Below are 12,796 nucleotides of genomic sequence, written 5' to 3'. Positions count from 1 at the left end.
GGTTCCGGGAAACATTCGAGGGATGGAGCCTGCACCGAGATACCGGTGAACTGCGTTATCTGAAGCGTGAAATTGATCGCCGTAATGATATGTATTCAGAGGTAGTGAAATCTATCGACGGGAAAGTTCTCCGTAAATGCGATCAGCCTCTGTCAGAGCATCGCAACCGTGGACATGCTAAAAGGCTCAAAGAGTGACTTCCCTCGCCCTTTTTGCGCTGTCCGGAATATTCTGTCTCAAGTGAGGCGCGAAAGAAAGCCACCGACTAAAAACAAAAATCCATGCTGGAGCGCACTCCACAAAATGAGCCGCAGATTTGGAATGATCATCTGCTTTCTATAAAATTCGCCTGACATACCGTTGCGTTTCAAGGCCGCCAGAGCCTGTCGCTGTCCTTGCAGCACATGAATCACAAAGAACCCGACCGGAACAATCAACCATATGTAAAAGTGGTGCCAGCCTGCGACAAGGCTTCCGATCCAAAGCAGAATTACAATTGCCGCCATTAAAATTCTGCCGCCACAAACGGCCTCACGCCCAGATCGCCCATGCCCACGGTGCCCGCCGCCATGTCGAGCATGCGGTCGAGGCTTTGCTTGGCGGCCAGCCGGAGCGGTTCGGCGATTTCGATCCTTGGCTGCAGGTCGCGCAAGCTCACGTAGAGCTTTTCCATCGTGTTGAGCGCCATGTACGGGCAGATGTTGCAGTTGCAGTTGCCGTCGGCGCCGGGCGCGCCGATGAAGGTCTTGTCCGGGATCGCCAACTGCATCTGGTGGATGATGTGCGGCTCGGTCGCCACGATCAGCGTGTCGCCAGTGAACGTCTTGGCGAACTGCAGGATGCCGCTGGTCGATCCGACGTAATCGGCATGGTCGACGATGTGCGCGGGGCATTCGGGGTGCGCCGCCACGGGTGCGCCGGGGTGCTGCGCCATCAGCTTGATCAGCTCGGTCTCGCTGAACGCCTCGTGCACGATGCACACGCCCGGCCACAGCAGCATGTCGCGGTTGAACTTGCGGTTGAGGTAGCCGCCAAGATGCTTGTCCGGGCCGAAGATGATCTTCTGGCTTGCGGGGATCTGCGCCAGGATCGTCTCGGCGCTCGATGACGTGACGATCACGTCCGACAGCGCCTTCACCTCGGTCGAGCAGTTGATGTAGGTCAGCGCGATGTGATCGGGGTGCGCCTCGCGGAATGCCTTGAACTTGTCGGGCGGGCACGAATCCTCAAGACTGCAACCCGCGTCGAGATCGGGCAGCACCACGATTTTCTGCGGCGACAGGATCTTGGCAGTGTCGGCCATGAACTTGACCCCGCAGAACGCGATGACCTCGGCGTCGGTGGCGGCGGCCTTGCGGCTCAGCTCCAGGCTGTCCCCCACGAAGTCGGCAATGTCCTGGATTTCGGGGCGCTGGTAGTAATGCGCTAGAATCACCGCATTGCGGTCCTTGCGCAGGCGGTCGATTTCGGCGCGGATGTCGATGCCGGAAAGGTTGGCAGGCTGGGCAGTCATGGTCAGGCGATCCCCGGGGGAGGGCGGGCCACGTGGCGCCCCTCGTCCTGCGGGAACTTAGGGAGCCGTGCCGCCGCCCGCAACCGAAAGTCAGGTCAACCCGGTCAACCGGGCAACCTCAAGCGGTTGCGACCCGCGCGGCCAGCGCCACCATCGGTGCGGCGACCGCCAGCATGCTGACCAGCACGTGCGTGGCGGTCACCAATGCCGCGCTCGCCAGCGTTGCCCGGTGCACGCGGCCGAGCACGCGCAAGTCGTGCGCGGCCAGGACCGCCAGCGCGCCGAGCTGGAAGGCGAGCGAAACCCATTCGCCCCACCCGCCCAGCAGCGGCATCGGCAGCAGCCGCCCCAGCGCCGGCTCCATGATCAGCACCATCGAACCGATCATCAGCCGGCGGTGCCAGTTGGCCTTGCGCCGCATCGCCACCGCCCAGCCGATCATGGCGAGCAGCGCCACGATCTCGACATGGACCAGCGCAAGGAAATAGGCAGGGGTGAAGAACGGCGGCACCGTGCCCGACCGCACCGCGCCAAGGCAGGCCATGCTGGCCAGCTTGGCGATGACCAGCAGCAGCCCGACGCTGGCCATGCCCAGCTGGCGGTGCCGGTCGAAATCGCCCGCGGCGGACAGTCGCGATTGCACGACCAGCAGCGCGAGCCACCCGGTCATGGCGGCCGCGTGCGCATGAACGAACCACGGCACGCGGGCGTAATCGACCATGCCGCGCACGCCGAACTGGGCGAAGGCGAACAGGATGAACAGCGCCAGCCCCAGCGTCAGGCGGGCGAAGAACGCGGCTTCGCGCGCGGCGCTGCGCGGACGTCCGATGAAATTGCCGGGGTCGAGCCGGGGGGTGGCAATGATGGTCGCAGTCATGGTCGGTTCCGTCCGATGTGGATGGCATCGTGTACCGAGTCGCTTCGCTACCAACCATGACGCCAGTCACAGATGAAATCGGTTAAGGGCGTCCCGACGTCACTTCGGCACCGGCTCTCCATCGAACCGGACGACGACCTTGACCTCGCCATAGCCCGCCACCTGCAGCGGAATCGCCAGGTTCTGCGTGACCGCTTCCCTTGCGGCAGAGCGGGCAAGGCCGATCAGCACCGGATTGCCCGCCGCCTGCATCGCCTGCTGTTCGGCCAGGCGGGTGTTGTCGCGCGTCAGCTTGTCCTGCGCATCGCGGGTGATCCACACGCCTTCGCGCAAATACTGCGCACGCGCTTCGTCGAGGTTGGGGCGGCTCACCGTCAGCGGGGGCAGTTGCACGGTCAGGGTGCGGGTCGCCGCATCCCACGCCAGCCGGTTGCGCCCGACTTTGCCCAGATCGATGGTGTAATCGACGCGCGCCGGGATGACCGCGACCTGCCGCGCGTTGACCAGCCCGAACAGGCGCGAATCGTCGCTGGCCACCACCGGCGCCAGTTGCGCGCTGAACACGGTCAGGCTGTCCTGCTTTTCGAAACTGATGAGGCTGGTGGCCAGCGGATCGCCCAGATGCTCGGGCCAGTAGGTGCGCCACGCCAGCCACGCCGCCGCAGCCAGCGCCACCACGAACAGCAGCCACGGCAGCGTGGATGCCCGCGCGATCGAAGGTTCGTGGCGCAAGGGTGCCACCAGCGTCGGTTCGCGCGGCGGCGCGGGTGGCGGGGTCAGGTCGGGATGGTCCATGTCTCTCCCGAACGGGCGACGCGGCCCTGTCGTTCCAGATCGATCAGGTGCGCGAGCACGGATCGGCCCGCCGCGCCGTTCAGCCGGGGATCGAGCCCTTTGTACATTTGCGGCACCATCGCCTCGATCGCTTGGGGGGCTCCTTCGAGCACGCGCAGGATCTGGCGCTCGCGCTGGCGGCGATGGCCGAGCATCCCGCGCACCAGCTGGCGCGGGTTGGTCACCGCCGGGCCGTGCGCGGGGTAATAGACGCTGTCGTCGCGGTCATACAGCTTCTGCAGGCTGGCCATGTAATCGGCCATGTCGCCATCGGGGGGCGAAACCACGCTGGTCGACCAGCCCATCACGTGATCGCCGGTGAACAGCGCCCCGCTTTCGCGCAAGCTGTAGCACAAGTGGTTGCTGGTATGCCCCGGCGTCGCCACGGCCTGCAGCGTCCAGCCCGATCCCGCCAACGTCTCGCCGTCGCGCAGCACGCGATCGGGGGTGTAGGTCGGGTCGAACGCGGCATCGGCGCGGGGGCCGTCATCCGCCAGCACCAGCGGGGCGCAACCAATGATCGGCGCGCCGGTGCGCAGCGCCAGCGGGGCGGCGGCGGGGCTGTGATCGCGGTGGGTGTGCGTGCACACGATCGCCACCAGTTTCGCGTCGCCGATCGCGCGCAGGATCGCATCGACGTGGCCGACGCCATTGGTGTCGGCATGGCCGGCCGCGCCGGTGTCGTTCGGGCCCGGGTCGATCACCGCCACGTCACCCTGGCTGCCGACCACGTACGTCTGCGTGCCGTTGAAGGTGTAGGGTGAGGGATTGGGCGCAAGCACGCGGCGCACCAGCGGCTCGACCTGCTCGGCCAGGCCCGTCGGCCAGTCGGCGGGATCGGGCGAGATCGGGGGAAGGGCCGGGCCGGTGCTGTCCATTCCCCTGCTATGGGGATTGGCAGGGGCCAGCGCAACGCCGTCGAAGCGCGCGGGGGCCGCGCTTGCCCTTGGCCGGCGGGCGTTCCATCATGCCGGGATGGTCAGCTCCACCCCGCTCATCCTCGTGCTCGATGCGGGGACCACCTCGACCCGCGCGATGCTGTTCGATGCCGACGGCGCCTTGCATGGCACCGCGCAGCGCGAGATCGCGCAGTTCTACTCGCAGCCGGGCTGGGTCGAGCATGACGCTGACGAGATCTGGCGCGCGACGCTGGTGTGCGCGCAAGCCGTGGTCGCGCAAGCCGGCTGGGCGGAACAGATCGCCGCGATCGGCATCACCAACCAGCGCGAGACGGTGGTGGCCTGGGACCGCACCAGCGGCGAGCCTCTGGCGCGCGCCATCGTCTGGCAGGACCGCCGCACCACGCCGTTCTGCGACCGGCTGCGTGGCGAAGGCGCCGAACCGCTGGTGCAGGCGCGCACCGGGCTGCTGCTCGATCCGTATTTTTCGGCGTCCAAGATGCGCTGGCTGCTCGATAAGGATGACGTCGTGGCGTCGGCGGCGCGCAGTGGGCGGCTGGCGCTGGGCACGGTGGAAAGCTGGCTGGTGTTCAAGCTGACCGGCGGGGCCCACGTCAGCGATGCCAGCAATGCCAGCCGCACCAGCCTGCTCGCGCTGGACGGGGCCGATTGGGACGAAGACCTGCTCGCGCTGTTCGGCGTGCCGCGCGCGGCGTTGCCGGCGGTGGTCGACTGCGCCGGCACGTTCGGCACGACGTTGCCTGAGCTACTGGGCGGGGCGATTCCGATCCGCGGCTTGGCGGGTGATCAGCAGGCGGCGACGATCGGGCAGGGCTGCCTCGCGCCGGGCGAGGTCAAGGCGACCTTCGGCACCGGCGCGTTCGTGCTGGCCAACATGGGCACCGAGCTGCCGCGTTCGGGCCATCGCCTGCTCGGCACGGTGCTGGCGCAGCAGCAGGGCGTGCGGACGTATGCGCTGGAGGGCTCGATCTTCGTCGCTGGCAGTCTGGTCAAATGGCTGCGCGACGGGCTGGGGCTGATCGGTGCGGCCGAGGAAACCGCCGCGCTGGCCGCGTCCGTGCCCGACAGCGGCGGCGTGGTCGTCGTGCCGGCGCTGTCGGGGCTGGGCGCACCGCACTGGCGGCCCGAGGCGCGCGGGTTGATCGACGGGTTGAGCTTTGCCACCGGCAAGGCGCACATCGCGCGCGCCGCGCTGGAAGCGATGGCGCACCAGACCCGCGACCTGATGACCGCGTTCGCCGCCGACCGCGCGCCGTGGACCGAACTGCGCATCGACGGCGGGATGAGCGCCAACGACTGGATGGCGCAGGACCTGGCCGACATCCTCGCCATCCCGGTCGAGCGGCCGGCCTCGGTCGAAACCACCGCGCTGGGCGCGGCGATGCTCGCGGCGGTGGGATCGGGCTGGTTCGATACGCTGCAACAGGCTGCGGCGGCCATGCGCGGGCCGGTGCGGCGGTTCATGCCACAGATGGATGCCAGCGTGCGGGACGAGCGGATTGCGCGATGGGACGCGGCACTGGCGAAAGTGTAGGCCGTTGTCGATCGACGCGAAAGTCAGTGGTCGTGGATTTAGTCAGTTCGGTCGAACGCCCGTTCACCCCTGCCGCACCGATGTCGCAAGCCGTTCGCGCAGGCGTTCGATCGCGCTGGGAGCATCGCCGGGGGCGCCGCGCCATGCCGCTTCGAGCCGCAGGATGCGCTGGTAGAGCCGTTCGCTTTCGCCCACCAGCCGCTGCACGTCGAGCGGCAGGTCGGCCAGCGCCTCGCGCTCGGTCTGCGCGTAGTTGGCGATCAGCCGGCCGTGGCGCCGCAGCTGCAGTTCGGACAGCTCGCCCGCGAAATGGGCGCGATGGTTGAGCAGCCAGGCCATGCAATGCATGATCCGCGTGGTCGTGCGCAGCGCCTCGCACGACAGCGCCACCCGCGCCAGGTCGTCGCCCGCCTCTTCGGGTGACAGCCGCGAGCGATCGAAGCGCGCGCGCACTTCGTCCGCCAGCACCAGCGCTTCGGCATACAGACCTTCGACGATCCTCGGATTTATACTTGGTGTGAGCCCCATGATCGAACGGCCATATCGTGCGTTTTCATGACCGACCATGGTCCGATTCGGATGTTCCACGTCCAAGCCGGGACTGTGCCGCAACGGGACGGTCGAAGGTTGGCTCGACAGGCCGCCGATCGATTTCAATCCGTTGGAATATCAGGCAATAATATCGGGGATGAGATAGTCTTCGAGCAGCGCGATCTGGTCCTTGAGCCGCAATTTGCGCTTTTTCAGCCGCGCCACCTGCAACTGGTCGGTCGCCCCGGCCCCGGTGAGCGCATCGATCGCGGCGTCGAGATCGCGATGCTCGATCCTCAGCGCCTCGAGGCGCTTGCGCATTTCGTCTTCAGTCACGCGCGACCCCTTCGCCGTCCCGGCACCCCCGGTCAATCCCTTACCGTCGCCGGACCGCCGAACGGCCGCTTCCAACCGTCTCAAGCCGGCGTGGTTTGGTCGATAGTGGATTCGGTTGGACCCGTACCCGCCGCAATCCGGCGCGAGTTAACTTGCAGATTACGGCCAATGTGCTTGCATGACAACGCGGGTCGCACTGCGAGTCGAGTATCCGAAACGCGAGGGCTATGCTCGCAAAGGAGGACACATATGGAAACGTCGCATTTCAGCGCATTGCAGACAAAGCATGCCGGTCTTGAGCGCCAGATCGAACAGGAAATGTCCCGCCCTCTGCCCGACGACAGCCTTGTCACTGAACTGAAGCGGCGCAAGCTTCGCATCAAGGAAGAACTTACCGACCTCAATTGACGCGCGAACCGTCGGTCGCCGGTGCCGGTCGATTGCCGCCCGGCGCGCCGATGGGAAGGCCGTGTCGTTGAGGAAGACGGGTCTGGGTATGTCCGCATCCCGGCATCCGCAGGGCACACGAATGTGACGCGATCGAATGTGATGCCGTGGCGATTTGCATCGTCATGGCTCCCATCGGTGGTGCATGGCGTTCCCAAAGCCGTCCGGCTGCGCTAGGCTTGGGTCCATGCTCAGTGCCGCTGCATCCGCCCGCGCCATCCTCACCTCGCTGCATGAGGTCATGGCCTCGCGTTCGAATGCGCAGGCCAAGCTCAACCGGGTCGTCGATGTGATCGGCGAGACGCTCGATAGCGAGGTCTGCTCGATCTATCTGCTGCGCGAGGGGATGCTCGAACTGTTCGCCACGCGGGGGCTCAACCAGGCGGCGGTCCACGTCACCCGGCTGGCGGTGGGCGAAGGTCTGGTCGGCACCATCGCCGCGAACATCGAGACGCTGAACCTGGCCGAAGCCGCCGCGCACCCCGATTTCGCGTTCCGCCCCGAAACCGGCGAGGAAAAGTTCCACAGCTTTGCCGGCGTGCCGATCGTGCGTCGCCAGCGCGCGGTGGGCGTGGTCGCGGTGCAGCACGTCGAACAGCGCCGTTACGAGGAAGTCGAGATCGAGGCGCTGCAGACCGTGGCGATGGTCCTGTCCGAACTGATCGCCAACGCCGAACTGATCGACGATGACGACGGGGTCGGATCGTCGGCGCACATGACCGGTGCCGAGCGGCTGAACGGCCTGACGCTGGTCAAGGGGCTGGGTAGCGGTGTGGCGGTGTTCCACCAGCCGCGCATCACCATCGAACATGTCGTGGCCGAAGATACCGAAGCCGAGCGCCAGCGGGTGTACCTCGCGTTCGACCGGATGCGCCAACAAATCGATCGCATGGCCAGCCAGGCGGAATTCGGCGTGGGCGGAGAGCATGAGGAAGTGCTCCAGACCTACAAGATGTTCGCCTACGACGAAGGCTGGGGCCGCCGCATCAACGAGGCGATCGATTCGGGCCTGACCGCCGAAGCCGCGATCGAGCGCGTGCAGCAGCGCACCCGCATGCGCATGCGTCAGATCGACGATCCGCTGCTGGCCGATCGCATGCACGATCTGGAGGACCTGTCGAACCGCCTGCTGCGGATCGTCTCGGGCCAGCTCGGCACGGCGGCGAGCCAGGGCCTGCGCGGCGACGCGATCCTGATCGCGCGCAACCTGGGTCCGGCCGAACTGCTCGAATACGACAAGCGGCGGCTGAAGGGCGTGATCCTCGAAGAAGGCTCGCTGACCGCGCACGTGGTGATCGTGGCGCGGGCAATGGGCGTGCCGGTGGTCGGGCGAATTCGCGGCTTGCGCGGCATGATCCGCGAAGGCGATCCGCTGCTGATCGATGCCGACCAGGGCGTGGTCGATGTGCGGCCGTCGCCTGCGGTGATCGAGGCGTTCGAATCGCGCTTTGCCCGCAATCGCGAACGCCAGGCCGGCTATGCCGCAATGCGCGACGTCGATCCCGTGACGCGCGACGGCAAGCGCATGACGGTGATGATCAACGCCGGTCTGCGCGATGACATGCCGATGCTGAACCTGACCGGCGCCGATGGCATCGGCCTGTTCCGCACCGAATTCCAGTTCCTCGTCTCGGCAACGCTGCCCGCGCGCGAAAAGCAGACCCGGCTTTACCGCGATGTGCTGGAGGCGGCGGGCGACCGGCAGGTGGTGTTCCGCACGGTCGACATCGGCGGCGACAAGGTTCTGCCGTATCTTCGCCACAACGACGGCGAGAGCGAGGAAAACCCGGCGATGGGCTGGCGCGCGCTGCGCGTGGCACTCGAACGCGACGGGTTGCTGAAATCGCAGGCCCGGTCGCTGCTCGAGGCGGCGGGCGGGCGCACGCTCAACGTGATGTTCCCGATGGTGACCGAGCCGTGGGAATTTGATGCCGCTAAGGCGGTGTTCGACGGCCAGCTGGCGTTCCTGCGCAAGCACAAGAAACAGCTGCCCGAAGCGATCCGGTTCGGCGCGATGCTCGAAGTGCCGGCGCTGGCGGAATGCCTCGATATCCTCGCGCCGAAGATCGCGTTCTTGTCGATCGGCACCAACGACCTCACCCAGTTCCTGTTTGCCGCTGATCGCGCGAATCCCAAGCTGGCCGAACGCTACGATTGGCTGAGCCCCTCGATCATGCGCTTTTTGCGTCGGGTGGTGACCACGCTGGCTCCGTACAAAGTGGATGTGACGGTGTGCGGCGAGATGGGCGGGCGACGGCTGGAAGCGCTCGCGCTGATGGGTATCGGCATCACGCGCCTGTCGATCACGCCCGCCGCCGTCGGCCCGATCAAGGAACTGGTGCGCCAGGTCGACAGCCGCGAAATCGGCGCCGCGATGGAGGGCTGGCTGGCCGTTCCGCCACCCAACTTGCGCCAGGCGCTGCTCGATTGGGCGATCGCGCGAAATATCGATTGCGATTGAACTTGCCCACACGCTCGGTTCGTCGCTGGCACACCGGATCGGTTGCGCAAATTCGTTGACTTTTTACGAAATTCCCGGCTCTCTGACGCCCTAGGGTTGGTTAATACAAAACAAGGGCGGGACGCGCCGTGGCAGAAGCCGACGGGTTTGTAAGGGAATTTCCCATGGAGGCTGGTGCGCCCGATCGCGCCGGGAACCAGTTGCGCCGCGCACGCGAACAACTTGGGCTCGATTTCAAGCAGCTGGCTGCAACCACCCGGATCAACGCCCGCCATCTCGAAGCCATCGAAAACGGCGATTTCGCTTCGTTGCCTGGCCGGACGTATGTCACCGGCTTTTCGCGGTCCTATGCGCGTGCCGTCGGGCTGGACGAAAACGCCATCGCCGATGCCGTGCGCGAAGAAATGGCCGGGCAGCAACTTGCGACCCCGGCACGCGTCATCCACCAGTTCGAAGTCGGCGATCCCGATAAGACGCCATCGGTCCGCATCGGCCAGATTGCCTCCGCGCTGGCCGTGGCCGTGATCGCGGTGGGGCTCGTGTTCTGGCGCGGATACTATGCGCCGGCGGCTGAGCTGCCCGCGCTGGTCGGTCCGGTCCAGAGCGCGTCGGCGGTGCCCGGCCCGGCCCGGCAGGCAAGTTCCGGCCAGCCGACGGCAGGCCAGCCCGGTGCCGCGCCTGCCGTAGCACCAGCCCCCGGCGGCGCCGTGGCGTTCACCGCGCTCGAACCCGGGGTCTGGGTCAAGTTCTATGATGGCGCGGGCGTGCAGCTGATGCAGAAGCAGATGGCGCAGGGCGAAACCTATGTGGTCCCCGCCGCCGCGCACGAGCCCAAGGTGTGGACCGCCCGGCCCGATGCGCTGTCGATCACCGTCGCCGGTCGCGCGGTGCCCAAGCTGGCCGATCAGCAGAAGATCGTGAAAGACGTGCCGGTCACGGCCGAGGCCTTGCTGGCGCGCGCCGTGGCGCCGCCCGCAACGCCGGCTCCGGTTGCATCGGCGACCGCAACGATGTGAGTTAGGCGGCGGTCAAGTGACGGTGGATCGACGGATCCGGGTTCACACGCGATGGACAGCGCTGGCTTGCTGTAGCAGAATCGGTATCGGTATCGGGATTATGGGGCGGCCGTGTCGGGCTGGTGGCGACGTCATGCCGCTGGGCCACGCCGGACGAGGGGAACGGACTTTTATGGCCAGGGACAAAATGAAGTTGCTCACGGATCGGTGTGCCGGATCGGCGCGCGCGCAATGGCAGCGGGCCGGACACATGCGGGCCGGCGCTGCGGCGCTGGCGCTGCTGGTGGCGGGCAGCCCGTTCGCGCCGCTGGTGCCTGCCGCCCGCGCGCAATCGGCTGCGGTCGAATCGCCCGACAACCGGCTGAAGCGGATCGAATCCGAAGTCCATGCGCTGCAGCGCAAGGTGTTTCCCGATGGCGCGGGCAAGACGTTTGCGCCCGAGATCACCGGTGCGGCGCCCAGTACGCTCGCACCCGGCACGCCGTCGGGCACCGCGGTCAGCGACATGCTGGCGCGGATGGATGCGGTCGAGGCACAGATGGCGCGGCTGACCGCGCAGACCGAGGAAAACCAGAACCGCATCGCCAAGCTCGATGCGCGCCTGTCCGCGCTCGAGCCGACCGGCGCGTCGGGCAGTGCAGGAGCACCGGCTGCGGCATCGTCGACCCCGCCCGCCAACGGCAGCACGCTGGCCGCCAACACTGCGGCGATGACCGGCGGCGCATCTCGGCCCGCTGCCCCTGCGCCCGCCGGGGGCAAGACCTCGCCCGCGCCGAAGCCGTCGCCCGATCGTGTCGCGGCGGTGCAGGCAATCGAAAAGCCGGTCAGCGGCGATCGCGGCGAGGACGAATATCTCTACGGCTACCGCCTGTGGGAGGCCAGGTTCTATCCCGAGGCGGCGCAGCAGCTGGAACGCACTGCGCAACAGTTCCCCAAACACAAGCGCATCAGCTATGTCCGCAACCTGATCGGGCGCTCGTACCTCGACGATGGCAAGCCGGGCACGGCGGCGCAGTGGTTCCTTCAGAACTACCAGGACGACAAGAAGGGCGATCGTGCGCCCGACAGCCTGCTTTATCTGGGCGTGGCGATGACCAAGCTGAAGGAAACCAAGCGCGCCTGCGTCGCGCTGCAGGAAATGGGCACCACCTATCCGCAGGAAGTCGCCGGGCGGCTGGCCACACAGTATGCCCGCGCGCGCAGCGAGGTGAAGTGCAATTGACCGGGTTGCGCCGCACCTGATTGCCCGGTTCGTCGCCGATCTGGCGGCAGTATGGCCGGATGACGGGCAACGCGGTGGGCGCCTTGGCATCGCGGTTTCGGGCGGCGCGGACAGCCTCGCGCTGCTGGCGCTGGCGCATGCTGCGCTGCCCGGCGGGTTCGCCGTCGCGACGGTCGATCACGGTCTGCGCGATGGCAGCGCGGCAGATGCCCGGCTGGTCGAGCGGGCTTGCGCCGCGCGCAGCATCGCCTGCTCCACGCTGAGACTGGCGCTGGAGCCGGGCAGTGCGGTGCAGGAACGCGCCCGGACCGCGCGCTACACCGCGCTGGCAGACTGGGCGCTGGCTCGCGGTCTGAGGGCGATCGCCACCGCGCACCATGCCGACGATCAGGCGGAGACGATGGCGATGCGCCTCAATCGCGGCGCCGGGGTGCGCGGGCTGGCCGGGATGCGCGCGCGGTCGCAGGTTCCCGGTGCGCCGCAACTTCCGCTGTTGCGCCCGCTGCTGGGTTGGCGGCGCGCCGAACTGGCCGAGGCCATCGCGGCGACCGGGCTTGTTGCCGCCAACGATCCGTCCAACCGCGACCCCCGGTTCGAACGCGTCCGCATCCGCCACGGGCTGGCCGCATCGGATTGGCTCGATCCGGCCGGGCTGGCGCGGTCTGCGGCACACCTTGCCGACGCCGATGAGGCGATTGCGTGGGCCGCCACACGCGAATGGGCCGAGCGGGTTGAGGGCGGGCCCGGCGACCTGACCTGGGCACCGCAGGCCCCGCGCGCGGTGCGGCTGCGCGTGCTGGCGCGAATCGTTGTCGAACTGGGCACAAGCGAACCGCGCGGCGCCGAACTGGCACGCTGGCTGGCAGCGCTCGAATCGGGTGCAGTCGCGACGCTGGCAGGCGTGCGCGGGGACGGTGAAAAGGTGCCGTGGCGCTTCGTGACGGCCGCGCCCCACCGCCATGGGCCGGCGCCGTCCTGAACGGAAACACGATAATGCGCCAACCGGACGCAATTGTGCGCTGCCGTTATATTGCCATTCACCCGGCCACGCCTACATTGGCGGGGTTCGCGCATCACGCGCGGGCACATGGTTCGAGAGCACCAA

Annotated in this window: 13 protein-coding genes; 6 read left to right on the top strand and 7 right to left on the bottom strand. The window is 67.3% G+C overall.

The annotated features are described in order from the left end of the window. Positions 1-236: 236 nt before the first annotated feature. The 5 genes from NL2_RS00945 to NL2_RS00925 all read right to left on the bottom strand — a co-directional run bounded on the left by NL2_RS00945 (position 237) and on the right by NL2_RS00925 (position 4,102). Complete coding sequence (locus NL2_RS00945) at positions 237-506, bottom strand: hypothetical protein (RefSeq protein ID WP_068070725.1); 270 nt, start codon at positions 504-506, stop codon at positions 237-239. Beyond that, positions 506-1,513, bottom strand: coding sequence for a quinolinate synthase NadA (gene nadA / locus NL2_RS00940; protein WP_068070724.1), 1,008 nt, complete (start codon positions 1,511-1,513; stop codon positions 506-508). Before nadA ends, NL2_RS00945 begins: the two co-directional genes overlap by 1 nt. Positions 1,514-1,631: 118 nt before the next feature. Then, positions 1,632-2,390 carry a hypothetical protein gene (locus tag NL2_RS00935; protein ID WP_245647513.1) on the bottom strand — a complete coding sequence of 253 codons (759 nt, stop codon included), beginning with the start codon at positions 2,388-2,390 and terminating at the stop codon, positions 1,632-1,634. 99 nt (positions 2,391-2,489) lie between these two features. Next, positions 2,490-3,185: a DUF4230 domain-containing protein gene (locus tag NL2_RS00930; protein WP_068070723.1), complete on the bottom strand. Its 696-nt coding sequence runs from the start codon at positions 3,183-3,185 to the stop codon at positions 2,490-2,492. Further along, the gene (locus NL2_RS00925; protein ID WP_068070721.1) at positions 3,167-4,102 is read right to left on the bottom strand and encodes an MBL fold metallo-hydrolase; all 936 of its coding nucleotides are present in this window, start codon (positions 4,100-4,102) and stop codon (positions 3,167-3,169) included. Before NL2_RS00925 ends, NL2_RS00930 begins: the two co-directional genes overlap by 19 nt. Before the next feature lie 97 nt (positions 4,103-4,199). Between NL2_RS00925 and glpK the strand changes: the two genes are divergently transcribed. Continuing rightward, entirely contained in the window at positions 4,200-5,678 is a 1,479-nt protein-coding gene (gene glpK, locus NL2_RS00920; protein WP_068070719.1) for a glycerol kinase GlpK, read from the top strand. Between the two features lie 63 nt (positions 5,679-5,741). On the opposite strand, the gene NL2_RS00915 is transcribed toward glpK, so the two are convergent. Both NL2_RS00915 and NL2_RS00910 read right to left on the bottom strand, forming a co-directional pair. Then, positions 5,742-6,245: a DUF1465 family protein gene (locus NL2_RS00915; RefSeq protein ID WP_245647512.1), complete on the bottom strand. Its 504-nt coding sequence runs from the start codon at positions 6,243-6,245 to the stop codon at positions 5,742-5,744. Between the two features lie 102 nt (positions 6,246-6,347). Continuing rightward, entirely contained in the window at positions 6,348-6,545 is a 198-nt protein-coding gene (locus NL2_RS00910; RefSeq protein WP_068070717.1) for a YdcH family protein, read from the bottom strand. A gap of 249 nt (positions 6,546-6,794) precedes the next feature. On the opposite strand from NL2_RS00910, the gene NL2_RS20580 reads away from it, so the two are divergent. From NL2_RS20580 to tilS, 5 genes are all read left to right on the top strand, one after another. Continuing rightward, complete coding sequence (locus tag NL2_RS20580; RefSeq protein WP_084355758.1) at positions 6,795-6,953, top strand: YdcH family protein; 159 nt, start codon at positions 6,795-6,797, stop codon at positions 6,951-6,953. A 226-nt stretch (positions 6,954-7,179) separates the two neighbouring features. Next, entirely contained in the window at positions 7,180-9,453 is a 2,274-nt protein-coding gene (gene ptsP, locus NL2_RS00905) for a phosphoenolpyruvate--protein phosphotransferase (protein WP_068070715.1), read from the top strand. 164 nt (positions 9,454-9,617) lie between these two features. Next, on the top strand, positions 9,618-10,469 hold the full coding sequence (locus NL2_RS00900) for a helix-turn-helix domain-containing protein (protein WP_068070713.1): 852 nt from the start codon (positions 9,618-9,620) through the stop codon (positions 10,467-10,469). Positions 10,470-10,656: 187 nt separating this feature from the next. Continuing rightward, positions 10,657-11,691: a tetratricopeptide repeat protein gene (locus tag NL2_RS00895; RefSeq protein WP_245647511.1), complete on the top strand. Its 1,035-nt coding sequence runs from the start codon at positions 10,657-10,659 to the stop codon at positions 11,689-11,691. Beyond that, on the top strand, positions 11,687-12,670 hold the full coding sequence (gene tilS / locus NL2_RS00890; protein ID WP_068070712.1) for a tRNA lysidine(34) synthetase TilS: 984 nt from the start codon (positions 11,687-11,689) through the stop codon (positions 12,668-12,670). Before NL2_RS00895 ends, tilS begins: the two co-directional genes overlap by 5 nt. Positions 12,671-12,796: the final 126 nt, after the last annotated feature.

The sequence above is a fragment of the Novosphingobium lentum NBRC 107847 genome, from assembly GCF_001590965.1.
In the GTDB taxonomy this organism is placed as follows: Bacteria; Pseudomonadota; Alphaproteobacteria; order Sphingomonadales; family Sphingomonadaceae; genus Novosphingobium; species Novosphingobium lentum.
This window is presented reverse-complemented; position numbering and strand designations above follow the sequence as displayed.